This window comes from Streptomyces sp. NBC_00287, assembly GCF_036173105.1.
Classification (GTDB): Bacteria; Actinomycetota; Actinomycetes; order Streptomycetales; family Streptomycetaceae; genus Streptomyces.
The window spans coordinates 3,485,940-3,508,182 of sequence record NZ_CP108053.1 but is presented as its reverse complement, the minus strand read 5'-3'; the positions used below and the strand labels follow the sequence as shown (position 1 = coordinate 3,508,182).

At 65.8% G+C, this 22,243-nt stretch carries 24 protein-coding genes and 3 pseudogenes; 17 read left to right on the top strand and 10 right to left on the bottom strand.

Annotation, left to right across the window (positions count from 1 at the left end; genetic code table 11):
• The first annotated feature begins 51 nt into the window (after positions 1-51).
• The 6 genes from OHT76_RS15905 to OHT76_RS15880 all read left to right on the top strand — a co-directional run bounded on the left by OHT76_RS15905 (position 52) and on the right by OHT76_RS15880 (position 3,681).
• Entirely contained in the window at positions 52-339 is a 288-nt protein-coding gene (locus OHT76_RS15905; RefSeq protein WP_328871484.1) for a hypothetical protein, read from the top strand.
• 181 nt (positions 340-520) lie between these two features.
• Entirely contained in the window at positions 521-1,018 is a 498-nt protein-coding gene (locus tag OHT76_RS15900) for a DUF5949 family protein (protein WP_328871483.1), read from the top strand.
• The gene (locus OHT76_RS15895) at positions 1,018-1,623 is read left to right on the top strand and encodes a vitamin K epoxide reductase family protein (protein ID WP_328871482.1); all 606 of its coding nucleotides are present in this window, start codon (positions 1,018-1,020) and stop codon (positions 1,621-1,623) included. Before OHT76_RS15900 ends, OHT76_RS15895 begins: the two co-directional genes overlap by 1 nt.
• 109 nt (positions 1,624-1,732) lie before the next feature.
• Positions 1,733-2,245, top strand: coding sequence for a hypothetical protein (locus OHT76_RS15890; protein ID WP_328871481.1), 513 nt, complete (start codon positions 1,733-1,735; stop codon positions 2,243-2,245).
• A gap of 130 nt (positions 2,246-2,375) precedes the next feature.
• Positions 2,376-2,831, top strand: coding sequence for a tyrosinase cofactor (locus OHT76_RS15885; RefSeq protein WP_328871480.1), 456 nt, complete (start codon positions 2,376-2,378; stop codon positions 2,829-2,831).
• Complete coding sequence (locus OHT76_RS15880) at positions 2,815-3,681, top strand: tyrosinase family protein (RefSeq protein ID WP_328871479.1); 867 nt, start codon at positions 2,815-2,817, stop codon at positions 3,679-3,681. Before OHT76_RS15885 ends, OHT76_RS15880 begins: the two co-directional genes overlap by 17 nt.
• 87 nt (positions 3,682-3,768) lie before the next feature.
• Here OHT76_RS15880 and OHT76_RS15875 read toward each other — a convergent pair whose 3' ends face one another.
• Both OHT76_RS15875 and OHT76_RS15870 read right to left on the bottom strand, forming a co-directional pair.
• The gene (locus tag OHT76_RS15875; RefSeq protein ID WP_328871478.1) at positions 3,769-4,092 is read right to left on the bottom strand and encodes a chaplin; all 324 of its coding nucleotides are present in this window, start codon (positions 4,090-4,092) and stop codon (positions 3,769-3,771) included.
• Positions 4,093-4,221: 129 nt separating this feature from the next.
• Positions 4,222-5,181: a D-2-hydroxyacid dehydrogenase family protein gene (locus tag OHT76_RS15870; protein WP_328871477.1), complete on the bottom strand. Its 960-nt coding sequence runs from the start codon at positions 5,179-5,181 to the stop codon at positions 4,222-4,224.
• 244 nt (positions 5,182-5,425) lie between these two features.
• Between OHT76_RS15870 and OHT76_RS15865 the strand changes: the two are divergent.
• Positions 5,426-5,809 (top strand): annotated as a pseudogene (locus OHT76_RS15865) (DUF2637 domain-containing protein); the annotation flags it as partial.
• Positions 5,810-6,091: 282 nt separating this feature from the next.
• On the top strand, positions 6,092-6,319 hold the full coding sequence (locus tag OHT76_RS15860; protein ID WP_328876770.1) for a hypothetical protein: 228 nt from the start codon (positions 6,092-6,094) through the stop codon (positions 6,317-6,319).
• Here the strand turns inward: OHT76_RS15860 and OHT76_RS15855 are convergent.
• Positions 6,314-8,101 carry a recombinase family protein gene (locus OHT76_RS15855; protein ID WP_328871476.1) on the bottom strand — a complete coding sequence of 596 codons (1,788 nt, stop codon included), beginning with the start codon at positions 8,099-8,101 and terminating at the stop codon, positions 6,314-6,316. The genes OHT76_RS15860 and OHT76_RS15855 overlap by 6 nt on opposite strands.
• A gap of 581 nt (positions 8,102-8,682) precedes the next feature.
• On the opposite strand from OHT76_RS15855, the pseudogene OHT76_RS15850 reads away from it, so the two are divergent.
• Positions 8,683-8,867: pseudogene (locus OHT76_RS15850) on the top strand (helicase); the annotation flags it as partial.
• A gap of 109 nt (positions 8,868-8,976) precedes the next feature.
• Here OHT76_RS15850 and OHT76_RS15845 read toward each other — a convergent pair.
• A complete protein-coding gene (locus OHT76_RS15845) occupies positions 8,977-9,966 on the bottom strand; it encodes a hypothetical protein (protein WP_328871475.1) in 990 nt (329 codons plus the stop codon).
• Positions 9,963-10,520, bottom strand: a complete 558-nt coding sequence (locus OHT76_RS15840) for a DUF6932 family protein (protein WP_328871474.1) — start codon at positions 10,518-10,520, stop codon at positions 9,963-9,965. Before OHT76_RS15840 ends, OHT76_RS15845 begins: the two co-directional genes overlap by 4 nt.
• Positions 10,521-11,130: 610 nt before the next feature.
• Here OHT76_RS15840 and OHT76_RS44130 point away from each other — a divergent pair.
• The 3 genes and pseudogenes from OHT76_RS44130 to OHT76_RS15820 all read left to right on the top strand — a co-directional run.
• Positions 11,131-12,197, top strand: a protein-coding gene (locus OHT76_RS44130; RefSeq protein ID WP_443049793.1) for an IS630 family transposase whose coding sequence is annotated in 2 segments (ribosomal slippage) — positions 11,131-11,574 and positions 11,577-12,197 — 1,065 coding nt in all. Because the reading frame shifts where the segments join, the coding sequence is not laid out codon by codon here.
• 300 nt (positions 12,198-12,497) lie between these two features.
• On the top strand, positions 12,498-12,890 hold the full coding sequence (locus OHT76_RS15825; RefSeq protein ID WP_328871472.1) for a DUF6221 family protein: 393 nt from the start codon (positions 12,498-12,500) through the stop codon (positions 12,888-12,890).
• A 200-nt stretch (positions 12,891-13,090) separates the two neighbouring features.
• A pseudogene (locus OHT76_RS15820) lies at positions 13,091-13,350 on the top strand (transposase family protein); the annotation flags it as partial.
• A 128-nt stretch (positions 13,351-13,478) separates the two neighbouring features.
• Here OHT76_RS15820 and OHT76_RS15815 read toward each other — a convergent pair.
• The 5 genes from OHT76_RS15815 to queC form a co-directional block, all read right to left on the bottom strand.
• Positions 13,479-13,652 carry a hypothetical protein gene (locus tag OHT76_RS15815; protein WP_328871471.1) on the bottom strand — a complete coding sequence of 58 codons (174 nt, stop codon included), beginning with the start codon at positions 13,650-13,652 and terminating at the stop codon, positions 13,479-13,481.
• 146 nt (positions 13,653-13,798) lie between these two features.
• Positions 13,799-14,566, bottom strand: coding sequence for a GTP cyclohydrolase I FolE2 (locus OHT76_RS15810; protein WP_328871470.1), 768 nt, complete (start codon positions 14,564-14,566; stop codon positions 13,799-13,801).
• A gap of 3 nt (positions 14,567-14,569) precedes the next feature.
• A complete protein-coding gene (gene queD / locus OHT76_RS15805) occupies positions 14,570-14,926 on the bottom strand; it encodes a 6-carboxytetrahydropterin synthase QueD (RefSeq protein ID WP_328871469.1) in 357 nt (118 codons plus the stop codon).
• Entirely contained in the window at positions 14,926-15,561 is a 636-nt protein-coding gene (queE, locus tag OHT76_RS15800; protein ID WP_328871468.1) for a 7-carboxy-7-deazaguanine synthase, read from the bottom strand. The genes queD and queE overlap by 1 nt, the downstream gene beginning before the upstream one ends.
• A gap of 2 nt (positions 15,562-15,563) precedes the next feature.
• Entirely contained in the window at positions 15,564-16,274 is a 711-nt protein-coding gene (gene queC / locus OHT76_RS15795; RefSeq protein ID WP_328871467.1) for a 7-cyano-7-deazaguanine synthase QueC, read from the bottom strand.
• Between the two features lie 205 nt (positions 16,275-16,479).
• Between queC and OHT76_RS15790 the strand changes: the two genes are divergently transcribed.
• The 5 genes from OHT76_RS15790 to OHT76_RS15770 all read left to right on the top strand — a co-directional run bounded on the left by OHT76_RS15790 (position 16,480) and on the right by OHT76_RS15770 (position 21,269).
• Positions 16,480-17,277: a hypothetical protein gene (locus tag OHT76_RS15790; RefSeq protein WP_328871466.1), complete on the top strand. Its 798-nt coding sequence runs from the start codon at positions 16,480-16,482 to the stop codon at positions 17,275-17,277.
• The gene (gene dbpB / locus OHT76_RS15785) at positions 17,274-18,416 is read left to right on the top strand and encodes a DGQHR domain-containing protein DpdB (protein WP_328871465.1); all 1,143 of its coding nucleotides are present in this window, start codon (positions 17,274-17,276) and stop codon (positions 18,414-18,416) included. Before OHT76_RS15790 ends, dbpB (OHT76_RS15785) begins: the two co-directional genes overlap by 4 nt.
• The gene (gene dpdA, locus OHT76_RS15780) at positions 18,413-19,657 is read left to right on the top strand and encodes a tRNA-guanine transglycosylase DpdA (protein WP_328871464.1); all 1,245 of its coding nucleotides are present in this window, start codon (positions 18,413-18,415) and stop codon (positions 19,655-19,657) included. The genes dbpB (OHT76_RS15785) and dpdA overlap by 4 nt, the downstream gene beginning before the upstream one ends.
• 48 nt (positions 19,658-19,705) lie before the next feature.
• The gene (gene dbpB / locus OHT76_RS15775) at positions 19,706-20,800 is read left to right on the top strand and encodes a DGQHR domain-containing protein DpdB (RefSeq protein WP_328871463.1); all 1,095 of its coding nucleotides are present in this window, start codon (positions 19,706-19,708) and stop codon (positions 20,798-20,800) included.
• A gap of 238 nt (positions 20,801-21,038) precedes the next feature.
• On the top strand, positions 21,039-21,269 hold the full coding sequence (locus OHT76_RS15770) for a transposase (protein WP_328871462.1): 231 nt from the start codon (positions 21,039-21,041) through the stop codon (positions 21,267-21,269).
• Positions 21,270-22,243 lie beyond the last annotated feature (974 nt).

The window sequence follows — 22,243 nt, the reverse complement described above, 5'->3', positions numbered from 1 at the left end:
CGGCGTCAGAATTCCCCTTGGCGACTGTGAGTTGCCGAAGAAAGGAACACGATGAAGTCCCTGAAGGCCGCCGCTGTCGTTGCCGGTTCCCTGGTCGTCGCCGGTGCCGCCGCGCCCGCGTTCGCGCACAGCACCGCCGACCTCACGCCCACCAGCCTCACCGGCGCCGTGAACACGCTCACCAGTGGCCGCCTTACGCCCGCCGACGCCATGCCGCTGCAGCACCAGTCGGACGCGCTCGACACCGAGAACAAGGACTCCGTGCTCAACACCGTGAAGGGCGCCACCACCGCGCTGAACCAGGGCGGACTGCTCGGCGGACTTCCGCTGCAGAGCTGAAATTCCGCGAATTCCCGCCCAGAGGGCCGATTCCATGGCGTACGGAATCGGCCCTCGGTGTGTGCCGGTTGGACACTGTTCGAGGCACGGGTAACTCGTTCGTGTGGACAGGGCGCGGGGCGTCGCCCGGTCGGGTGAGAAGGGCCGCGGGGCCGTTCCGGAGCGTCGATAAGGTCGCGCGGTGACCTCAACCTCAAGCGAAAACCGCGCCTTCCGCGCCGCCGAACTCGGCACGCTCGTCGTGATGGCCTGGAGCGGCGAGGCCCCCGGCGGCGACATGCCCTATCTGCTCGCCTACACCCTCGGCGACGGCGCCGCGGGGCCGGAGGGCTCGATCAAGGCCGTAGAAGCGCTGCTGGAGAGCAACGACCTGCCGCTCGGCGGTGATCTCGTCGACGGTGCCGCCCGGCCCAGTCTCCCGGTCAGTCTGCTGGTCGAGGCCGGCCAGGCCGTCGTCAGCATGCCGGGCTTCAACGCCCAGTGCACCCCGCCCCCGGAGTGGCTGGAGGCCGTCGCCGAACGCGGCTTCGCCTACTTCGTGTTCACCAGCCGCCCCTGGCCCGAGGCGGAGCCCGGCAAGCCGATCGCGCCGGAGGCGCTGGCCGAGTTCGCCGGCGCCGACGAGACCCTGAACGCCGCCGCGCACATCGTGCTGCCGGCCCGCAGCCTGCGCGGCTGATGGCCACGACCGCGGGACGGGCCGCGCGGACCGTGGGCGCGGGGTGGGGCTTCGCCCTGCTGCTGGTGCTCACCGGCGCCGCCGGGCTGCTGGCCTCCTGGGTCATCACCATCGACAAGTTCAAGCTGCTGGAGGACCCGGACTTCACGCCGGGCTGCAGTCTGAACCCGGTGTTGTCCTGCGGCAGCGTGATGGAGAGCGACCAGGCCGAGGCCTTCGGGTTCCCCAATCCGATGCTGGGTCTGGTCGCCTACGGCGTCGTCATCTGCGTCGGCGTCAGCCTGCTGGCCGGTGCCCAATTCCCGCGCTGGTACTGGCTGACCTTCGAGGCGGGCTGTGTGTTCGGCGTCGGGTTCGTGTCGTGGCTCCAGTTCGAGTCGCTGTACCGGATCAACGCCCTGTGCCTGTGGTGCTGTCTGGCGTGGATCGCCACGATCATCCTTTTCTGGTACGTCACTTCGCTCGTCGTGCGCTCCCGGCTCGTGGCCGCGCCGGGCCGGCTGGTGTCCTTCTTCGGCGAGTTCACCTGGGTGCTCACGGTGCTGCACCTCGGCGTCGTCGGGATGCTGATCCTGACCCGCTGGTGGGACTTCTGGACGAGCTGATCGCCGTACTACTACGGCAGTCGGGCGAATTGTGCGCTGGTGGTGATCCCGGAGTCGTTGTGCGGTACGACGTCGATCCACCGAACCCCTGGAAGGGACCGTAGCTGAGATGAAGTCGACCACCCGAGGAACCCTTGCCGCCGTCGTCACGGGCGTCGCGGCCGCGGTGGCCAGCGCCGCCCCCGCCGCCGCGGTCGGCACGGTCCCCGTCCCGGTGCCGCTGGACGGCATCGAGAAGTCCCTCAACATCGAACTGCCGAAGCTCGGCGGCGAGATCCCGGTGCCGATGCCGGGCGCGCCCGAGGGCCCGCGGTACGTCGAGGGCCGGCTCATCCCCGAGCGGGTCATCCCGCAGCTGCCGGTCAGCGGCGGCCTGCCGGGCGTGGGCCTGCGCGCTCCGCTGCCGCACATCCTCGGCGACGACTTCGACCACGTCGGCGTCCACGCCCCGGCCTCCGACCTGCGCACCCTGGCGCCGGGCCTGACCCTGGACGCCCCGCTCACACCGCCGAACCCGGAGGGCTTCGGCCTGCCCGAGCCCAAGCTGCCGCAGGCGGGCGTGCTCGCCCCGGTCCTGCAGACCGTGCCGGGCGCCGACCTGGTGGCGGGGCCCGGCCTGTAGCCGCGACCTCGCAAGGGCCCGGGGCGCGCGCCGCCGACCGGGCCCTTCGGCTTTCCGGGGCACGGGCGGTGACCGGGCGGGCAGGGCGGGGGTTACCGCTGTGACAAGCGAACCGGATGAGGAGCACACGATGGTCGTCAGTGTCGGCGGAGTGGCAGTGGGTGCGGAGCCGGGGAAGGCCGGACAGGGTGGGCGGCGGGACGTCCTGCGCGGGCTGCTCGCGGCGGTGGGCGCCCTGGCGCTGGCACCCGTCGTCGCGGCCTCCCGGCCACCCGCCCCGGCCCAGGGCCGCGACAACCCCGGGGAGGTCGCCTTCGACGAGACCTACCGCGGCCGCCATATCCGCGGCATCCGCACCTCGGCGGGCCGCACCTTCGGCGCCGCGCAGTGGTACGTCACGGTCGACGGAGTACGACTGCATCTGATGCGCCGGGCGGACGGCACCTGGCTGAGCATGGTCGACCACTACCGCTCGTACGACACCCCGCTGGACGCGGCCCGGGCCGCGGTCGACGAACTGGGGCCGGGGGAGCGGCTGCGGGACACGGAGACGGACACGGGGGCCCACCATGGCGTACACGCGTAAGGACGTCAGCACGCTGACCCGGACCGAGCGGCGGCGGCTGGTGAAGGCGCTGCTGGAGCTCAAACGGCGGGGCGAGTACGACGAGTTCGTGCGCATGCACATCGAGCACTACGTCTCCGACGGCGAGGGCGGACTGCGTACGGCCCATATGACGCCCTCCTTCCTGCCCTGGCACCGGCAGTTCCTGCTGGAGCTGGAGCGGGCGCTGCGCCGGGTGGACTCCTCGGTGACCCTGCCGTACTGGGACTGGACGAAGGACCGTACGGCGGCCGCCGCGCCCTGGACCGCGGACCTGCTCGGCGGCACCGGGCGGCGGGCGGACCGGCAGGTGATGACCGGGCCGTTCGCCTACGCGGAGGGCAACTGGACCATCAAGGAGAACGTGACGGACGGGAAGTTCCTCACCCGGGACCTGGGCCGGGTGCGCGATCCGATCGCGCTGCCGACGAAGAAGGATCTGGAGCGGGCGCTGGCCGATCCGGTCTACGACGCCTCGCCCTGGGACTCGACGGCCCGCAAGGGGTTCCGGAACAAGCTGGAGGGGTGGGGCGAAGGACGCGGTCCGGTGGCCTGGCTCAACCACAACCGGGTGCACCGCTGGGTCGGCGGCGACATGGTCGGCGGCGCCTCCGTCAACGATCCGGTGTTCTGGATGCACCACGCCTTCATCGACCTGTGCTGGACGCGCTGGCAGCGGCGGCATCGGGTGCACCGGTATCTGCCGGCGAAGGCGCCCGCGATCGGCGACGAACAGCGGGGGCGGATCGTCGCCCGGCACGAGAAGCTGCCGCCGTGGGATGTGACGCCGGACCAGTTGGAGGACGTGAGCCGGATCTACCGGTACGCGTGAGGGGACATGGGGAGAGCCCCGGCGCTCGGAGGTGCCGGGGCTCTCTTCCGTACGGGGACGTACGGGGCGTGCTCGGACGGGGGGGCGTCAGTTGCCGTAGCCGCCGTTGCCGTTGTCGTGGCCGCCCTTGCCGTTGTCGTGGCCGTGGCCGCCGTTCTTGTGGTCGTTGTCGCCGTTGTTGACGCAGGTGTTGCCGAAGGCGGGGTTCAGCAGACCGATCACGTCGACGGTGTTTCCGCACAGGTTGATGGGGATGTTGATCGGGACCTGGACGACATTGCCCGACCCGACGCCGGGCGAGTGCACGGCCTTGCCGTTGGCGCCCGCGTCCGCCAGGGCCAGTCCGGCCCCGCCGACCACCATGGCACCGGTGCCGACGGCGACAGCGGCTGCCTTCGCGATGCGCGACATCACGTTCTCCTTTGACTCGGTGAGCTCGGCGGCAGGGTGCGCCGCCGCACTCCCGTTCAACGCGGGGGCCCACGGCTGGTCACGGTGATCACGCCCGGATCACCCATGCCGTTAACCCGTGCGGCGGTGTCAGGGGAGCTGTCGAACGGGCGAACCCGCGAGGAAGGCCTTGATGTTCTCCACGGCCTGGCCGTAGTACGTGCGGTAGTTGGCCTGGGAGACATAGCCGAGGTGCGGGGTGGCCAGCAGGCGGGGAGCCGTGCGCATCGGGTGGTCGGCGGGGAGCGGTTCGGTGTCGAAGACGTCCACGGCCGCACCGCCGATCCGGCCCGCGTGGAGGGCGGCGAGCAGGGCGTCCTGGTCGACGATCGCGGCGCGGGAGGTGTTGATCAGGTAGGCGGTCGGCTTGAGGAGGGCGAGTTCGGGGGCGCCGAGCAGGCCGCGGGTGCGGTCGCCGAGGGCGAGGTGGATCGAGACGAAGTCGCTGCGGGTGAGGAGTTTCTCCTTGGTCGCGGCCCTTTCGACGCCCACCTCCTGCGTCCGCTCCTCGGTGAGGTTCTGACTCCAGGCGCAGACCTGCATCCCGAACGCGAGGCCCACCTGGGCCACCCGGCTGCCGATCTTGCCGAGTCCGAGCAGACCGAGGCGGCGGCCGTGCAGATCGGCACCGACGGTGGACTGCCAAGGGCCGCCGGAGCGCAGGGCGTTGCTCTCTTCCACGACGCCACGCGCGAGGCCCAGCAGGAGCGCCCAGGTCAGTTCGACGGGCGGGGTCGAGGAGCTGGCCGTACCGCAGACGGTGACGCCGTGGGCCTTGGCGGCGGCGTAGTCGATGACGCTGTTGCGCATGCCGGAGGCGACGAGGAGGCGCAGCCGGGGGAGGCGGGCGAACAGGGATGCCGGGAAGGGGACGCGCTCGCGCAGCGTGATCACGATGTCGAACTCGGCGAGCGTGGCGGCCAGGGCGTCCTCGTCGGCGAAATGGAAGCCGAAGGAGACGACCTCCACGTCCTCGGCGAGCGGCGACCAGTCGACGAGCTCCGTCGCGACCTGCTGAAAGTCGTCGAGCACGGCACAGCGCAGCGGCACGGTGAAGTCCTTTCCGCGGGGCAGGGGTTCTCGACTCTACGCCGCGCGGGGTGGGGTGCTGCGGGGCTCTGCGCCCGCCCCTGAACAGCAAAAACGCCCTCCCGATGGGAGGGCGGAGACTGGGCGCCCCCGGCGGGGCACCGACAGCATCTGTACGGCCTCGAACCGGCCGTGAGCTGGTGCTTTCCGGGACGGTGGCTGTGCCGCAGCAACGGCGGCGCCGTCGGCGTAGGGGTGGTTCCCGGTGAGCGCCCGAGGGTCAATATCTCGCGAGGAGTCTCGGGACGTTTGTGATGCCTCGGCGGACACTGTGGGTAGCGGTGTCGGGTTTGAGGTGTGGGTGCGGCGTGGCTGTGCGCTGGTGGTGGCGTCGGTGGCCGGGTATGCCTCGTACGTGCATCAGCGGGAGTTCGCTCTGCAGGGTGGGGCGGATGCGGTGAGTGCGACGTTGTGGCCGTTGTCAGTTGACGGGTTGTTGCTACTGGCGACGGTCGGGCTGCTGGCCTCGGCTCGCGATGGGGGACGGCGGGCACGGGTGGTGGTGTGGTTGGCGTTTCTCCTCGGTATCGCGGTTTCCCTGGCGGCAAATATTGCTGCGGCGCCTGCGCTGGCGTGGAAGCCGATGCTGGTGGCGGGCTGGCCGCCGGTTGCCTTGTTGCTGTCGGTGGAACTGCTCGCGCACCATTCCGAGGGTCGCGAGCGCAGCGAGAGTCCGGATGATCCGTCGGAGCTTCGTGACGAGACTCGGCGAGACGGCGGCCCACAGCGTGACCGAGAGGCGCGAGGAGCAGACGGCCGCGGGGCGGATCCGGTGGAGCGAGACGAGTCCGAGACTGTGCGGCGAGAGTCGGCGCGAAGCAGCCGAGAGCCGACGGGCGGTGGCGAGACGGGGGGTACGGAGCCTCGGCCGGTGAGTGACGGTCGGTCTCGGCCTGCTGGGGCGACGGCGGAGGAGGTGATGTGGGAGCACTTCCGGCGGCAGTTGGCTGCGGGGCGGGTGGCCAGTGGCGCGGAGTTGGATCGGGTGGCGGGCACGAACAACTACGGGCGGGCTGTGCTGGCCCGCTGGCGGCGGACCGGCCGGATCCCGGACACGGTGGGTGGGGCGCCCATGAACGGAGGGCGCAGTCACTCATGAGCACGGAGTTGTATCCGTTAGGGCGGCCGAGGTACTGGTCGGGTGGTGCTGCTCTGGCAGGGTGATGTGGAAGGAGATGTCGTCGCTGTCGGTGTGTAGGCGGACGGTGAGTTGGGTGGTCTCGAACAGGCGTCGTTGCAGGTGTTCAGGGGCGTCGGCGAGATGGCGGGCCAGGTAGGGGAGGGCGTCGAGAAGCTTGGCGAGGGTGTCGGCTGACTTGGCAGAGGTGGCCGTACCGAGAGTTCGGAGTGCGCCGAGTGCGTTGACGCGCTGGTCTTCCAGGTCGTTGTAGGTGTGGCGGAGGGCGGTGGCGTAGGGGTCGTCGGCGGGGCAGTTCTGTGCCTGTTGTAGGAGGTTGTGCTGGCGGCGTGCGACATCGTTCAGCAGGAGGTGCAGCCGGTCTCGTTCGCCTTGGCGGTGGGTGGCATTGCGGCGCTGGGCGCGTTCCAGAGCGGCGGCCAGCAGATCGGGCTGGTGGGGGCGCAGCACGTGGTCGGTGTAGAAGGCGGCCAGGGCGTCCAGTAGGAGGTCCTCGCGAATGTATGTGGTCTTGGGGTGGCCGGCGTAGGTATCGGGTCGGCCGCGGTTGTTGGCCTCCGGTTGGCAGCAGTAGTAGGTGATGCCCTTGCGGTGCTTGCCGAACATGCGTCGGTTGCAGGCGTGCAGAAGCATGCCGCGTAGTACGTAGGTGCGGTTCGTCTGCGGATGGGTGTTGATGGTGTTCCCGGCCCGGGAGCCTTGGCCGGCCTGTGACCGGGCGGTGAGGGCGTCGTATATCCATTTGGGGATGAGTGGTTCGTGTACCGGCTGGGGTGACCACACCCAGAGGTCACGGGCGTTGTGGGCGCCGCTTCGGGAGCGTCTGGCGCGCCGGTTGAAGACTTGGTAGCCGGTGTATTTGGGGTTGCGCAGCAGGTCGGCGACGGCGGACTTGCCCCACGCACCGCGGGCTCGTGCAGCGCCGCCGGGCGGGACCGGCGGAGGAAACAGGGCAGGGTTGGCGTTGAGGCGGTCGACGATCGCGGCGTAGCCGAGCCCGTCGTGGTGGCGCCAGTGGGCGATCTGGGTGACGGTGTGCGCGCGAGCACCGTCCGGCTCCAGCCGGGACTTCGTCTGCCCCTTGGCCGCCTTGACCGGGTTGGGATGCCGGTAGCGCCTGGCCGTATACCCGTACGGGGGTTTGCCGATGTTCCAGCCCTCGCGCACGTGGAGGCACAGCCCGCCCCAGGAAGCTTCCAGGGCGTTGAAGACCTCGTACTCGGCCACCGACTGGTTGATACGACGCTGCAGGATCTGCTGGGCCCGCCCGCCCCCGATCTTGATCGGCTCGTTCCAGGCGAACAGCGGCACGCCGGCCTGCTCCAGCGCGCGTTCCACCGACAGGCTCTCGAACATGCGGCGCGCCACCCGGGCGGTGCTCTCGCAGATCACCGCATCGAACCGGCGGCCGGGGTTGGCCGCCTCGGTCAGGAGATCCTGGATGCCGCCGTCCCGGGGGACGGGCACATCGAAGCGTTCCACGCTTTCGCCTCGGCCTCGCTGGTCTAGGGCGAGGCGGCCGGACTCCACGTCGTAGAAGTGGCACACGACCGCCCACGCTTCGGGCAGTGCGGAGCGGCACCGCTCGAACTGCCGCAGCAGCGACTGCCGTGGATCTTGCTGCTCCTGTGTTGAACACCGCCCGAGCCAGGCCAGACGCACTTCACCGTGCAGGAGCCCGCCACCCGGTGGAGCGAACGGCGACACCGCCACATCCGACAGGCCCGCATTCACCGCTGTCACCACTGAGTGCCACCCCCACTCGGCGCGCCGCCGGACAGTGTCCACCCCGGCCGTGCGGCTGTCGGGAGTTTCATGCTGCGCTGTCCGCCCCCTCTGCAGCCAAGGGCCTGGCTGCGTCCTTGCCGGCGGTCTGTGCCCAGACGAGAAGGTCGTGGACTACGTTGGCCAACTCGGCGTGGACACACGCCTCCTCACAGCCAGCGGAACCGCGCACCACGCCGGAGAAGCGGAGACGGCCGTGGGGCCCTGGCTGCTGGTACCGCCAGGATGCAGAACTCTCGTCGGGGAGAGCCTGATGGCTTCTTGTTTCGTTCTCACGCAGCGGACTTTGACTCTGCATGGCCATCACCTACAGGTCACTGATGCGGGAGCCAGGCCAGACCCGGCGAGCAGGAAGGGACGGCCACGAGGGCCGACCAACATCAGGCTAGGCACGGGAACCAAATGGTGGTTCTGACGCATCGACTTCTCAATCGATCGAGTGGAGGCCTGTTTAAACGCCGACCTCCGTGATCACGCAGTTGCGGCTGAGCGCCGGACTGTGGTGCTCTTTGCATAGAAGAAGTCCTTGCCATGAAGGACGCGTGGACCAGCCCGAGCACAGCCACTGGCCCCTCACCATCGTCGACGAGGCGTACAGGATGCGCTCCGATGCCATGCTCGCCTGCGCGGGCCTCTTCGACAGTGCCCTGTTCGTCGGCGATCCCGGCCAATTCGACTCGTTCAGCAGTGCCGACACCGCTGGAGCGGTCTGAGCTGGAACCCTCTGCGTAAGCCGTGGACGTTTATGGGGATCATCGAATTTCGCCGGCCTGAGCCCTGAAGTGAGGGGACGACGGCACGGACGGTCGGCGGGTTGGGCCCGCAGGTAACCCTCAGCTTTCGTCAAGACTCAGGTCGAGCACGGCATAACTGTGGTGCTCGCGTCCATGCGGCGACCGGACCGTTGACACGAGGACCTCAGCAGTGATCTGGCGGTTCGCGTATGCACTGAGCAGGCTGGTGACCTCGCGGTTTACGCGTGCTGTGATCACGCCTCGGTCGGCCGTCTCGATCTCGACCGTTCCCCGCAGCATGCTGCCGCCGACGAGTCGGCCCACGAGCCGTTTCTGATCCTCCTCGGGCTGCACGGCGCGCAGCGCGTCCCGGCATCGCTGGGCGCTGCTGGACCCAAGCCGCGAGGCGCGCACGCCGCTGTAAGGCGAACTCCACGTCAGGCCGATGTCGGCGCCCGAGACGGCGAGTACGTCCGTCAGCTCGGCAAGGCGGTTGAAGACCCGCCCGCCCAGTGGCAGCGCGGTTTCGATGACGGCATCGATGGCCCCCGGGCCCGCTTCGGCCCGGTCGGTGATGTCGAGGACGGTCCCCATCGCCCGGTCCAGCAGAGACTGTGCCGAGGCCATGTCCGGCAATGGCAGCTCATGCTCGCTGGTCGGTGCCTCCTCTAGGACCATGCCGTATGAAGAGGGGAAAGTGGCCGCCGCGTAGAGCCGCGTCGCCTTTCGGACGGCATGTGGCAGCGGCCCGTAATCATGTGTGGGGCGGCTCTCGTCGAGGGCGTGCGCGATGGTTGAGACGGTCTCTTGGAAGGAGATCAGCCACTGTCCGAGGACGGACGACTCCACACGGTGTTCCCTGACCGGGGCCCCTTCGAGCGCCAGCCGGAGTGATCGTCGCGCTGGCCCGGCTTTGGCGTCGCCGGTCGCAAGGCCCACGGCCTTCAGCAGCTTGCGCCGCTGGCTTGCGGCGAGATCGTCCGCCGACCGTACCGGGTCATGGCCGGGAGCCTTGCCCCGATTGGCCTGCATCCAAGCCCTCAGGGCCTTCTTGTCCGAGGGGTCGGGCAGGTTCTGCGGTGTGTTCACAGCAGCACCTCCACATATCCTCGCCGGGCTCCTCTTGGGATGCCGTCCTGTCCGCCCCGGCAACGCTGCCAGATCTCGTCGTAGACCCCGAGGTGCTCGAACACCTTGTGGTCGTCCGGTGCCATGGCCCCGGTCACCCCGAGGGCGCGGAAGTCCTCCGTCTCTGGAAGGCGCAGGACGTACGCGTCCACCCGCATACCATGGCGCACACACCAGTCCTTGGTACCCAGATTGTCAAGGTCGTCAACGATGTCGGCTTCCGCCATCGCCCGGGCGTATGCATCGGGCGGTATGAGGTACGTGACATCGACGTCCTCGGGGTCCATTTTGCCGCTGACGAAGCTCCCCGCGAGCCAGAGCCGGCCCACCGCACCCGTCGCCGTCTCCACCAGCGCGAAGTGGAACCGTAGCTCCTCCAGCAGGCCGCCGCGGGTGGACGACTCCGCGAAATCGTCCGCCTTCACCAGCTCCGAGTCGACATCGTCCCAGGTCAGCGGAAACCTACCCGGGGGAGGGCACTCCGTGGCGGGGTCGAACGCGGGTAACGGTGTCATGCAGGTCCTCGGCGGCTCGGTGGTGAACGCAGAGTCAACCTAATGGATCTCTCGGTCACAGGTGGCGCGAATGGGTTAACAGTTGTAGATGTCAGCAGAGGCGGATGTGCGCCCAGACGGCCTTGTCGGAGGGCGGGTACGGGACGATGCCGCAGCGGGAGGTGAGCGCGTTGATGAGGAGCAGGGTGCGGCCGGACTGGTCCAATCTGATGGATCCGCGTGAGGTGGCTAGGGCGACGTTCCGCTGAACGTCGCCCTAGCCACATCATCTGAGCGGGTGAGAGCGGCACCCACCTCTTCGAGGTATTGCATGCGGAACAGCCCACGTACTCCGATCTTCGCGAAGCGGCGACGCGCACCGCAGAAATCCGCTTCACGCTCGGCCATTCCGTCGACCGGGCCTTCCTCGTTTGCGCAGCCGCGCCGACTGAGTCCTGGGCGGTCGCAGCGGTCGAAGGAGCCTTCGGCGTCTCGGTGGTCTGGTGGGAGAACGGAGCATGGAACGGATCTGACGTGGATACCGCTGTGCCGCTGCCATCTCCTCTACTGAGATTGAACTCGGGTTGTCGCAGTTGCTGACAGGGCTTGATCCTCGCGGTATTCCGTTGTCATGAGGTACGCGCAGGGCGGCGGTCTGTCGGACGAGCGCCGGCAGTTCCGCGAGGGGATCCGCATGATGGCCGCAGAGCGGTTCGCCGCTGGTGAGCCGAGTTCGGCGATCGCGGCGGAGTTACGGGTCAGCGTCCGGTCGGTGCAGCGGTGGCGGCGGTTGTGGGACAAGGGCGGCCCGCGGGCCCTGCGGTCAGCGGGATCCGCCTCCGTTCCCCGGTTGAGCGATGCCCAGTTCGCCCAGCTGGAGGCGGAGTTGGCGAAGGGGCCGGTGGCGCACGGCTGGCCGGACCAGCGCTGGACACTGTCACGGGTGAAGACCGTGATCGGCCGGCGTTTCCATAAGAGCTACACCCTGCAAGGGGTGCGCAAGCTGCTGATCAGGCATGGCTTCTCCTGCCAGGTGCCGACCAGACGGGCCGTCGAACGCGACGAGGAGGCCATCTGTGGCTGGGTGAAGGAGACCTGGCCGCACGTGGAAACACCGCGGCGGCGCTCGACGCATGGGTCGTCTTCGAGGACGAAGCCGGCTTCTCGATGACGCCGCCCACCGCACGCACGTGGGCCAGGCGCGGCCACACCCCGGTGATCAGGGTGCGCGGCCGCACCTCGCGCCAGCTGTCCATCGCCGCCCTGGCCTGCTACAAGACAGGCCAACCCTCCCGCCTGATCTACCGGCCCAAGCGGCATGGCAGCCGACGTGAGGGCCGCCGGAGCTTTGCCTGGACGGACTACCGAGACCTCCTGATCGCCGCTCACCGTCAGCTCGGCGCCCCCATCATCCTTATCTGGGACAACCTCGGCACTCATCTCTGCGCGGACATGCGCCGCTTCATCGACGGCCAGAACTGGCTGACCGTCGTCCAGTTACCCGCCTACGCTCCCGAGCTCAACCCGGTCGAAGGCATCTGGTCGCTGCTGCGACGCGGCTACACCACCAACGTCGCCTTCACCAGCACAGACCACCTCATCCGCACCGTCCGCCAGGGACTCCGCAAGATCCAGTACCGGCCGGCCCTCCTCGACGGCTGCCTCGCAGAAACGGGACTCACCCTCCACCCCTCATAACCCAATACGACAACCCGAGTTCAAGCTCAGTAAGCGCGTAGTGACCTCGGCTCAAGCCGTAGGCATCGTCCTCAACGTTAAGTTCTTCTCGCAGCAGGTCATCGATCACCTCGACGGTCGTCCGGCGCAGGACATAGCTCCGTGTTCAGACCCTTGCCGTACAGCCTGGCTTTTGGGCCTTGTGCGTTGCGACCCCCATACCACCTCACCTGCGTCATCCAGTGGCCACATGAAAAAAGCTCACGGACTGACCGGTCTGCTGGATGATGGCCTCTCAACGCCGACTAGGGGGTAACAGCGATGAGAGATGACGAATTCAAGGCCATGATGGAGTTCCTCTGGGCCCGTCTTGACGAGGACGAAACTGCGGCTCGCGCACTGAAGCCCGGCAAGAACCAAGACGTGGCAAAGTTGCAGGCCCGGGTCCTCGCTGACGTCGAGGCGAAACGTCGACTCATGGACTGGGTGGAGGAGTTTCCGCGGAGGGCGGAGGACAACGAGGGGCGCGTCCTCTGGAAGAGGGCGGCCAGCGAGTTGTGGGCCGGACTCTCGCGGGAATTCCGTAGCCCGGTGATCCACTCACTCGTTGCGGCGTACGACGGCCACCGCGACTTCCACCCTGCGTGGCGGCTGATCGAGGTCGAGGATGAGTACGAGCCACGTGAGGGCACTCCGAGGGCTCGCACTGTGTGACCCGCAGGAGACCGTGGGCCCGTGACGATGGGGAGCGCCATGAGCCCAAGGTAGCGCCGGGAGGGGCTGGAGCGGCACGGGTTGAGACCCCCGACGGTCTCGACGTGACGCTCAGGAGCCTCCAGAAGACCGTGAAGAAGGCCTTGGAGCTTACGGGGTTGGGGGAATGAGGACGCGGCCCGGATGCTTGCCCTGGAGGTAAGATCGTAAAAATCTGCGAGCGACAAGGCGTCCGATCCTCGCCGACCGTGCCTACACCGGCGCCGGCTCCTGGGTCACCACCGGCCTCAGACGCCCACCCGGCGGTGAACTCAACCGCGCCCTCGCCCAGGCACGAGCGCCCGTCGAACGCGGCAGAGCACGACTGAAGTCCTGGCAGATCTTCCGCAGATCCCGCATCAGCCCCAACTGCATGACCGTCATCACCAAGGCCGTCCTCACCCTGGAGAGGCAACGCTGAAAACGCTCAGTGATACCGGGAAGGCGCAGAAGCCGGTTGCGCATAGTGCCACGTTCCTGCATCGACACGGATTCGTCATAGCTGAAGACGAATCCCGTGCCGAGGTTCCGATCGTTCATGAGTCCCCGTCAGTTCGCTGACGGGGACTCATGAACGATCGAGGCGACCACGTGGCTGCCGCCGCGCTTCGCGCGGAGGACGGCCAGTTGCGCAGCAGATTCGAATTCGACCAGCACTCCGACGATCTTCTCCGCAGAGAAGCGGGCCGGAAGGAGGTTGAAAGCCAGCAGCAGCGAGTTCATCCTGCCCGTCGCGCCCAAGCGCCATTATGTTCCCGGCTCTTCAGGCGGCAGTTGAGTCCCACCACGGATCCCCCCTGAAACGCATCGCCATAGGCTCGAGGCCTTCAATCAGGTCGAATTCGTGCACCATCTGCAAGGAGGGAACATCACCCAGAGATGTGCGCGACGGCGTCATGACTGTGGATGCTCTCAAGGTTGCGTACTCGCACCGAGTGGACGAGCCCTCGATCACGGCAGGCCCGGCTGACGTCGCGTGCCATGTCCTCAACGAACACTGGGTGGTCGTACGCCTGCATCGTCAGGACGCGTTCATCGGGACGCTTGACCAAAGGAACTACCGGAGCCGACGCGCACTTCTCCAGAAGTCGGACGGCCTGCTGCACCCCAAAGGGATAAGGAGTGTCGCCGCGTCCTGTCACAGACAGCGTGACGCGGCTGCGCTGGTTATGGGCGCCGTAATCAGAAATCGCCTTCGAGCACGGGCACAGACTCGTGACCTCGGTGGTGACCGACGTGATCACCGTCGTGTCCCCGTCGTCCCAACGACCGTCGAACCGGACATCATGAACCTGGCACGACTCGGCCCCACTCGCCGGCGCGATCACGACCGTGCTCAACGGGACGGCAACCGATACCGAAAGGGCGGGCGCATCAAGGAGGTCCGCACCGACCTTCAGGACGTACGGCAGCTTTCGCGGATCGAACCGGCGAAGATACTCGTGTACGAGAGCCACCATGCGGCTCATGTGGGTGCCGCGGCGGTCATGTTGAAGCCGCACGGTCACTTCGATCTCTGCGACGCTCTCCTGACGGAGGTGGCCGTCCTCGAAGTACAGCGGATAGCGCAAGCCGCTGATGCCGACCTCGTCGATCTCGATGCCGCGGGAGTCGGTCTCGTTCTGGATGTCGTGCATCGCTCACGCGCCCCGATAGGTGCAGCCGGACGTGCACGTCTCGCGAACGGTGATTGCGGAGAGGTCGGGGAGGGTCGGTTTCAGCCGCTCCCAGACCCAGCGGGCGAGGACCTCGCTCGTCGGGTTCTCCAGGCCCTCAATGTCGTTGAGGTAGTAGTGGTCGAGCTGTGCTTCGAGGGGCTTGAAAGCCTTCTTGAGGTCACCGAAGTCCATGACCCAGCCCGTCTCAAGGCCGACGGGAGCCTCGACGTGGACGATGACCTTGTAGGAATGGCCATGCAGGCGCGCGCACTTGTGACCCTCGGGCACGTTGGGCAGGCGATGCGCGGCTTCGAAAGTGAACTCGCGGAAGATTTCCATTACTGAATTCCCAGAAACTTGTGCGTCTGGAGAGAGAGGATCCAGCGCGGGTTCTTCATGCAGTACTCGACGGTCGCCCTAGTGTTGGCTTCAACGTCAGGGCCATCCATGGGCTGGAGCCGGAAGTACCGGAAGTCCAGGTGCTCGAACTGACGGGGGTCGCCGCCCAACTGGGGGTAAACCAGCTTCAGTTCATCACCGCCGGTCACGATCAGTTCGGAGCCGATCTTGGGGCTGACACAGATCCAGTCGATACCCTTCGGCGGTACGCGGGTGCCGTTCGTCTCTACAGCCACCTCGAAGCCTCGTGCATGTAGCGCCTCGATCGCTGCTTCATCAAGCTGCAGGAGCGGCTCGCCGCCGGTGCACACCACAAACCGGTGCTCCCGGGAGGCTGACGGCCACGCCTGTTCGACGGCTTGCGCGAGGTTGTCCGGGGACCGGAACCGACCACCGCCTTCTCCATCGGTTCCGACGAAATCTGTATCGCAGAACTGGCAGATCGCACGGTGACGATCCTTCTCCAGGCCCGTCCACAGGTTGCACCGGGAGAAGCGGCAGAAGACGGCTGGACGACCTGCGTGACTCCCTTCGCCCTGCAGGGTGTAGAAGATCTCCTTGACCAGGTAGGTCATTCTCACGCGCCCTGGTACTGCACGGGGTCGGTGACGCCGGCCTCGGCGAAGCCCTTAAGGCGGAGCAGGCAAGTCTCGCAGTGCCCGCAAGCCCGTCCCTGCTCGTCCGGGTCGTAGCAGGAGGAGGTGAGGGAGTAGTCCACGCCGAGACGCAGGCCTTCGCGGACGATGTCGGCCTTCGACATGGCGATGAGCGGCGAGTGAAGCTTGAGCCGTTGTGTGCCCTCGACCCCGGCGCGGGTGGCTAGATTGGCCATGCGCTCGTAGGCCTCCATGTACTCGGGGCGGCAGTCCGGGTAGCCGCTGTAGTCGACCGCGGTCACGCCGGTGAAGATGTCGCTCGCCCCAACTGTCTCTGCATAGGCGAGCGCGAAGGACAGGAAGATCGTGTTGCGCGCCGGAACGTAGGTGACGGGCACGCTGCTGCCGGTGTCCTTGTTGTCGGCATCATCCAAGGATTCGTGCTTCGGCACATCGATGTCGGACGTGAGAGCGGAGCCGCCGAAAACTCGCAGATCGATGTCCGCGATCACGTGGCGCGCAACCCCCTGCGCCGCAGCCACGCGCTTCGCAGCCTCAAGCTCCACACTGTGCCGCTGGCCGTAGCGGAAGCTCAGCGCGTACGGCGTGTAGCCCTGGTCCTTGGCGATCGCCAGAACAGTCGTCGAGTCCAGGCCACCACTCAGTAGAACGATCGCGGGACGCTCCGCCATGCCCTTGCTCCCTACCTAGGTCTGTGTGTACGGATGAACCCTAGCGCGAAAACTGACAGGTAGAGTAACGACAATAGATTTCTAGTTATGCTCGTCGGGGAGTAGAGGCTGCGTGAGGCAACTAACGCTGGTCGTGACTTGCACGGATCGTAAGGCCGCTGTGCCAGAGCCGGCACTGCACGCGAGGTCGCTCCCGGCGGGGACCGTGAAGGAGCGGGCAACGCTATGGAAGGAGCGCGTCAAGAGCGCCTCCCACACGCACTCGCTCGCCGAGCTCTACCGGGGAGACCACTGGACGCAGGTGCGGCGCCTTCGCGAAGCGGCAACTGAGGCCGGATTCGAAGCGGACCTCTGGGTGGCGTCCGCTGGCCTGGGCCTTCAACCAGTATCAGTGTCGGCCCCCTCGTATGCTGCGACCTTCAGCAATAGGCACGCCGACTCAGTGGCCACCACCGCAGAAGGCAGTTGCCAGTGGTGGGGCCACCTCCAAGAGGAGGCCGGCCGTGCAACCCTGCAGGAGCTCGGCAAGACTGGCGCCGTCCTCATGGTGCTCTCCGAGGTCTATGCAAAGGCCATGGAGACGGAGCTTCGCGCCCTAGCCATGCTCGGGAGTGAGGCACTCCTCTTCGGCGGCGTGGAAGAGATCGGTGGCATCCAAAGAGTCCCCGCCGACGCAGGGTTGAGACGCTCCCTGGGTGGAACGCTGACGAGCCTGAACGTGCGCATGGCCACATCTTGGCTCCGGCACTGCCAGAACAGCCAACTCACTTCAAGAACCACCAGCGACTCCTGGAAGAAATGGGCGGCGGGCGAGTCGAAGCCCGAGCAGCACCACCGAGAGCCGATGACCGATGACGAGGTCATCGTCTTCATCCGACAGCAGACCGCGTCTCAGCCTGGCGTCTCGCGGACACGGCTTCTTCGGCTACTCAGAGACGAAGGCCGAGCGTGCGAGCAGAGCCGCTTCGCCAAGCTGTACGTCCAGACAATGGAGGAGCGGTGACTGAGAACGTCATCCGACGCAGAGCGCTGCGCATCGAGCAGAACCCAAACATCCCTCTGTACCTCTTCGCTCTGCAGGCCGGAGAGGTGGACCGTGTTGCCGACGTCGCACGGATCTCCCGTGACGAAGCGGGGAAGCTGCTCGGTTACCAGAGGCCCGAGAAAAAGCAGCACGTCAAGCAGATCCTTGACTACCTCGACGGCGAGAACGTCCTGTTTCCCAACGGCCTCATCCTCGCACTCCCCGCCTCGGTCCGATTCAAGGGCAGCCGAGGGCCTAACAGCACCGACGGGTTGGCGACGATTGGGACCATTGAGATTCCGCTGCCGGATTCCGGCGACGCTCCTCGACCCGCCCTGATCGTAGACGGACAGCAGCGAAGCCTTGCTCTTGCCCGTACGAAGCGATCGAAGCTCCCAATCACCGTTGCGGGATTCGTTGCTGAAGATCTGGAGATCCAACGCGACCAGTTTCTCCGGGTCAACACCGTGTCGCCGCTTCCCACGAACCTCGTATCTGAACTTCTGCCTGAGGTCAACACCAAGCTACCCACCAGGCTGTCTGCTCGGAAACTCCCATCTGCGCTAGTCAACGCCCTGAACCTGGACAACGATTCACCGTTCAGAGGGCTGATCAAGCAGGCGTCAACAGTGGGTGATAGAAAGTCTGAGGCAGTAGTCAAAGATAACAGCCTCATCTCCGCCATCGAAGAATCGCTCTCTCCTTCCGGAGTTCTCTTTCCGTACAAGAACCTTTCCAACGGAACAACCGACACGGCAGCGATGAGGGACATCCTTGTCGTCTACTGGACGGCGGTTAGGGACACCTTCCCAGAAGCCTGGGGGCTCTCACCGGCTAAGAGTCGACTCATGCATGGTGTGGGAATTAGGTCAATGGGGCGCCTCATGGACCGGATAATGGACCGTGTGCTTGTGAGCGCAGATATCGGATCGAAGGATGCATACGACAAGGCCATGGCTGAGTTGGAACTGGTCAAGCCTCACTGCCACTGGACGAAGGGGCGCTGGCCGGAACTCAACATTCCCTGGAATGAGTTGCAGAATACGCCCCGACATATCAGCACCCTGTCAAACCTGTTGATTCGAATCTACCTTCAGTCGAGGATGAGCGCGTCGTGAGGTTCTACTTCCCAGACAGCCAGGACCAGATCAGCCCCCGGTACGACTTCATTAGAGATGAGTATCCAGATCACCGGGTCCGACAGAGAGATGACTTGTATGCTCATCAGGCTGTGAATCCAGCGCCATACGATGGGATACTGGTCAGTAAGGCGATCGTAGACGGGTCGGTCAAGGGCGCTGGAAAGTACAGCGCCCCCCAGAGGAACCGCCTCTACCGAGATGGCGTGAGGGAATTCTTCGGCCTACCCCGGACTATGGATAGTCTCGGCGACTGCGGGGCATTCAATTATATTGATGAAGAGTACCCGCCTTATACTATTGACGGAGTGCTCGACTTCTATTACGAGTGCAGGTTCAACTCGGGGATCAGTATCGACCATGTCATCTTCGGTTACAAGCCTGAGGTCCCCGAGAGTGAGGCTGATCCTGCGTGGATGAAACGTCGTGAGATTTCGCTTGACTTGGCGGAGAAATTTATAAAGGCCATTAAGGGGAGAAATCGGCTGATCTCCGAGCCAAAGAATAGGCTGGAGCCGGTCGGCGCGGCCCAGGGGTGGAGCCCGGACAGTTACGCGGACAGTGTCGCTAGACTCCAGAAAATGGGGTACAAGAGGATCGCTCTGGGTGGCATGGTACCGCTGAAGACGCCGGAAATTATTGCTTGCCTTGAGAGGATCTCCGAAGTTCGCGAGGATGATGTTGAGTTTCATCTTCTCGGAATCACCCGCATCGACAGTATGGAACGCTTCGTCGGATATCATGTCAGCAGCTTCGACAGTACCTCGGCATTCCGGCAGGCCTTCATGGATGAGCGGAATAATTACCACACTGCTGGCCGGTCTTATATGGCGATCAGGGTTCCCCAGGTTGACGGCAACCTCACTCTGAAGCGGTTGATTCTGGCTGGGGTGGTGTCGCAATCAGAAGCAATCAAGGCGGAGCGGGAATGCCTCAAATTGCTTCGCCAATATGACGAGGATGAGAGCGTTAAAGTGCAGGATGTCATGGATGCCCTGCGCGCCTATCAGTCACTTATCGGCGACGCCAAGAAGCTGAAGAAGGTCGACAAGTACGAGGAGACCCTCGTCGACCGGCCTTGGCGGGACTGTCAGTGTGATCTATGTAGGCAGCACAAGATCGAGATGGTGATCTTCCGTGGAACGGAGCGAAACAAGCGCCGCGGATTCCATAACATGACGGTACTCGAAGCCAAGATGCGCAAGCTGCCGCTCACATAATCGCCCAGACCGCGCATAGTACTCAAAGTAACTTAAACAGGAGATGATGTGGCCGACCGCTACGTGTTGAAGGTTCCCGCGCTCAAAGTGCTCCAAGGCAGCAAAGAGATCTACTGCTTCGCTGTCGACGGCAAGAAGCTGCACGACTTTGCCTCTGTCTCGCGCGTCCGCCGCGACGACCAGAAGCGGTTGCAGGGGTACCAGCGGCCCGAGGTCCTCAGTCACATCAGTTCGATCCGCCGCTACCTCGAGTCAGAGGGGGCGATGCTTCCCAACGCACTGGTCCTCGCATTCGATGAGCGCGTGACGTTCGAACCGGCGGTTCGCGGTGGCAACGTGAAGTACTCCATCCCCGGCGAGTTGATCATTCCTGTTGATGAGTCACTCGCTGACGAAGAGAAGCCGGCCTGGCTCGTGGATGGACAGCAACGCAGTGCAGCCATCAGGGACGCGGACCTTGCGGAGTTCCCCGTGGCAGCCGTGGGCTTCATCGCGTCACAGGAAGAGCAGCGGTCGCAGTTCATCTTGGTCAACTCGACCAAGCCGCTCCCCAAGGGGCTCGTGTACGAACTCCTGCCGGAGACCACCGGCCAGTTGCCGCGCTCGTACGCGCGCCGTCAACTCGCCGCGAAGATCATGGTCCTTCTGAATATGGGAGACGGTCCCTTCAGCGGAAGGATCAGCAGCCCCACGTCGCCGAATGGCAATATCAAGGACAACAGCGTCCTGAGGATGCTGGAGCACAGCATCTACGAAGGCGCCCTCTACCAGTACCGGAACGCCGAGGACGGCACCGGCGACGAAGAGCAGATGCTGGCGCACCTGCTGTCCTTCTGGACTCCAGTGTCGAACATCTTCGAGGACGCGTGGGACAAGCCTCCCAAGGAGTCGAGGCTGACCCACGGCGTGGGTATCCAGGCCATGGGCTTCGTCATGGACCGACTCACCGCAGACATCCCCTTCGACAAGGTCGACTGGGACAAGGTCCGCATCACCTTGCGCGGGCTGGAGGACCGCGTGGCCTGGACCTCCGGCACGTGGAGGTTCTCAGATGGCCAGGAACGCCGCTGGAACGGCCTCCAGAACACGGCCAGTGACGTGCGGCTGCTCACCAGCCACCTGCAGGCCCTCGTCTCGAAGTAGAGCCTGACCGCGCTTCTTGAAGGTGGCCGTCCAGTGAGTTGGGCGGCCACCCTGTGGTCAAGAAGCTGCAGCAGCGCGAAGACCGCTGCTCGCAGCATGGTCGCCGATCCGCTTCCATCGGCGTAGTGGATGTACTTGGTGCTCGCGTGCTGGGTGATGAAACCGGTCGCTGCGTGCTTTGAGCAGTGGCCTTCCCCTCGTAGCGTAGAGACCGTGACTGCAGGGGAAGTTGGGAGTCATGGCGGGCAAGAGACGGAAGTTTAACGCGGAGTTCCGTGCGGGAGCTATTCGGATCGTGACCGAGACCGGCGAGCCGATTACGCAGGTGGCGAGGGGCCTCGGGATCAACGAGACCACGCTGGCCAGTTGGGTGTCCCGGGCCCACAGCGCGGCCGGCGGGAAACCGCCCCCTGAGTTCGAACGGATCAGATCTCGCCTGTCGGTCAGCCGTTTTGCACCATCCCGATGAGGGTTCGCCCGCACTGCGCAACAGCACGAAGGGTCGGTGCCGCGTATAAGCTGCCCCATTGGTGCTGAGCAGCAGGACCGCGGCGATCGGCGCAGTGTCGGCGTGCCCGGTTAGTGCGGCGTTCCGGGCACGTAAGCGTCTTGCGCGTTGCCGCCGCCGGTAGGCACGGCGCAACATCGGCCGGCTGGAGGCAGACACACTACGCAGCGAATCCTCCGCCTTGCCCACGTTCAGCGCCAACGCTCACCACTGCCGACGAGACGCCGGGACAAGCAGGCATCCCACCGCGCAGTGAGTGAGGCCCTCCCACGGCAGCCGTATAAGGTCCGGCGGCGCGTTCCGAACAGCCTTTCAGCCTCGCACCGTTGGCCAGTGACGCAGTCGGCGCATCGCGCCGGCCTCCTCGTGTGGCGTACCGTTGGCCATCGAGCGCGCAGCGCCCGACTCGTTCCGCTGCAACGTTCGAACACCTCGCCTACATCTGCCGTCTGAACGGCCGCATCGGCTTATCGGCTTGGCTCCAATCGCTCCCCGGGTGGCCCGTCCGCCTCCCGGCAGACACGCTGCTTCGGTGGAAACAGTCCATCGCCTTGCACGTACCTCATGGATCGGTATTCCATGGTGATCGTGAACGGCACGCTCACCGCCAACGTGCGCGTAGGGGGCGGGGCGGCGCGATTCGGTACGCGACCGTGGTGACGTCGAGCGGGGCAGGGGGAGCTTCCGGCATGGTGAGCAGCATTTTTCCGTCGCGGCCGCGGCAGATCGGTACGCCCGGGCGGAGTCGCTGTCAGTGGCTCCGTTTACGCTGCAACCAGCTGGATGTGAGCACCTTGTGAAGGAAGTGCAATGCCGAGGTCGAGCGTGGGGGAGTTGTACTGCTTTGCCGGTTGTTGGATGTGTGGGCGTGCCGTCTTGCACAAGTGGGAAAGCTCCACGTTCACCTGCTGTGAGGCCGTAGAGGAATCCGTGCT

Bases quoted from the DNA above. Each gene is read 5' to 3' on its own strand.
- OHT76_RS15905 (WP_328871484.1), top strand. From the start codon at position 52: ATGAAGTCCCTGAAGGCCGCCGCTGTCGTTGCCGGTTCCCTGGTCGTC.
- OHT76_RS15895 (WP_328871482.1), top strand. From the start codon at position 1,018: ATGGCCACGACCGCGGGACGGGCCGCGCGGACCGTGGGCGCGGGGTGG.
- OHT76_RS15890 (WP_328871481.1), top strand. From the start codon at position 1,733: ATGAAGTCGACCACCCGAGGAACCCTTGCCGCCGTCGTCACGGGCGTC.
- OHT76_RS15885 (WP_328871480.1), top strand. From the start codon at position 2,376: ATGGTCGTCAGTGTCGGCGGAGTGGCAGTGGGTGCGGAGCCGGGGAAG.
- OHT76_RS15880 (WP_328871479.1), top strand. From the start codon at position 2,815: ATGGCGTACACGCGTAAGGACGTCAGCACGCTGACCCGGACCGAGCGG.
- OHT76_RS15875 (WP_328871478.1), bottom strand. From the start codon at position 4,092: ATGTCGCGCATCGCGAAGGCAGCCGCTGTCGCCGTCGGCACCGGTGCC.
- OHT76_RS15840 (WP_328871474.1), bottom strand. From the start codon at position 10,520: ATGACACCGTTACCCGCGTTCGACCCCGCCACGGAGTGCCCTCCCCCG.
- OHT76_RS15825 (WP_328871472.1), top strand. From the start codon at position 12,498: ATGAGAGATGACGAATTCAAGGCCATGATGGAGTTCCTCTGGGCCCGT.
- OHT76_RS15815 (WP_328871471.1), bottom strand. From the start codon at position 13,652: ATGAACTCGCTGCTGCTGGCTTTCAACCTCCTTCCGGCCCGCTTCTCT.
- OHT76_RS15810 (WP_328871470.1), bottom strand. From the start codon at position 14,566: ATGCACGACATCCAGAACGAGACCGACTCCCGCGGCATCGAGATCGAC.
- queD (WP_328871469.1), bottom strand. From the start codon at position 14,926: ATGGAAATCTTCCGCGAGTTCACTTTCGAAGCCGCGCATCGCCTGCCC.
- queE (WP_328871468.1), bottom strand. From the start codon at position 15,561: ATGACCTACCTGGTCAAGGAGATCTTCTACACCCTGCAGGGCGAAGGG.
- queC (WP_328871467.1), bottom strand. From the start codon at position 16,274: ATGGCGGAGCGTCCCGCGATCGTTCTACTGAGTGGTGGCCTGGACTCG.
- OHT76_RS15770 (WP_328871462.1), top strand. From the start codon at position 21,039: ATGGCGGGCAAGAGACGGAAGTTTAACGCGGAGTTCCGTGCGGGAGCT.